We start from the raw sequence: 1,532 nt of genomic DNA, 5'->3' as shown, positions 1-1,532 counted from the left end.
TCAACAAATTCGTAGCTAACTTCAACCTCTGGATAATCTTTTTCCATTGCCTGAACTGTTTCTCTCCACAAACGTGAAGTTTCCAAAACGTTTGCTTTATCAACGCAACATAATTTTTTAGAACGTGTCATGGCTAATTCAAAACCTTTTTTAGCTAAACGCTGTACTTCGGCTCTTGTATAAACACAGTTGTCGTAAGCAGTATCTCCGTTATCTTTTCTTCCTTTTTCACCAAAGTAAATTCCGCCAGTCAATTCTCTTAAGAAAACTAAATCAGTTCCTTCGATTCTTTCTCTTTTTAAAGGAGATTTATCTAATAAAGAAGGGAATGTAAAAGTTGGTCTTACGTTTGCAAACAAACCTAATGCTTTACGCATTTTTAACAAACCTTGTTCTGGACGAACTGGCGCAGAAGGATCGTTATCATATTTTGGGTGTCCGATTGCTCCAAAAAGAACGGCATCAGCATTTTTACAAACTTCGTGTGTTGAATCTGGATATGGTTCTCCTACTGCATCAATTGCAGCTGCTCCAGTTAAAGCTGGTTTCCAAGTTATTTCATGTCCAAATTTTTGTGCAATTGCATCAGATACTTTTACTGCTTGATCGATTACTTCTGGTCCGATTCCGTCTCCGGCTAAAAGGGCTATGTTTAATTTCATTCTATATTTTTTAAAAGGTTCTAAGGTTCTGAGTTGCTAAGTTTCTAAGTTTTTATTCTTATTACTTAGTTTTGTTTTTAAGATTCTGAGTTGCTGAGATTCTGAGTTCAAAGAAGAAAAACTTAGTAGCTTAGAATCTCAGCAACTTAGAACCTATGTAATTATATTCAACATTTTCTGTGTTGCAATAATCGCTGCAACAGTTTGATCTGAATCTAGTCCGCGGGTTTTAAATTCTTTTCCGTTGTTAACCCATGTAATAATGGTTTCGCACAACGCATCAGAACTACTTCCTGGTGGGATTCTCACGGCATAATCGATTAATTTTGGAAGCGTTAGTTTCTTGCTTTTGTAAATCTTCGATAAAGCATTCATAAAAGCATCAAACTGACCGTCTCCTTGTGCGTTTTCTTCGATTATTTCTCCGTTTAAATTTAGAGATAAAGTCGTAGATGGGCGCATTCCTTTAGAATGAACCAGCATATAAGAATTTATGGTGATTTTTTCTTCGTAAGTGTGGCTGTCCAAAACATCTGAAATAATGTATGGAAGATCTTCCTTGGTTACGGTTTCTTTTTTGTCGCCCAATTCGATAATTCTTTGGGTAACCAATTTCAAGTCCTCGTTGTTAAGTTTTAAACCTAATTCCTGAAGATTCTTTTCGATATTGGCTTTCCCTGAAGTTTTTCCTAGAGCATATTTACGTTTTCTTCCAAAACGTTCCGGAAGTAAATCGTTGAAATATAAATTGTTTTTGTTGTCTCCATCGGCATGAATTCCAGCTGTTTGTGTAAAAACGTTGTCGCCGACAATTGGCTTATTCGCAGGAATTCTGTAACCTGTAAATGTTTCAACCAATTTGCTTACAGA

At 36.0% G+C, this 1,532-nt stretch carries 2 protein-coding genes; both read right to left on the bottom strand.

Annotation, left to right across the window (positions count from 1 at the left end):
• The coding region (locus B3J44_RS01215; RefSeq protein WP_286965069.1) for an isocitrate/isopropylmalate family dehydrogenase at nucleotides 1-662 on the bottom strand (662 nt) is incomplete at its 3' end.
• A gap of 153 nt (nucleotides 663-815) precedes the next feature.
• A partial coding sequence (locus B3J44_RS01210) for an alpha-isopropylmalate synthase regulatory domain-containing protein (RefSeq protein ID WP_286965068.1) occupies nucleotides 816-1,532 on the bottom strand: 717 nt, incomplete at its 5' end.

Origin of the sequence: Flavobacterium sp. UBA4854 (genome assembly GCF_002399805.1) — a bacterium.
GTDB classification, from domain to species: Bacteria; Bacteroidota; Bacteroidia; order Flavobacteriales; family Flavobacteriaceae; genus Flavobacterium; species Flavobacterium ginsengisoli.
The sequence above is the reverse complement of the archived record's forward strand: the minus strand, read 5'-3'. Positions and strand labels throughout refer to the sequence as shown.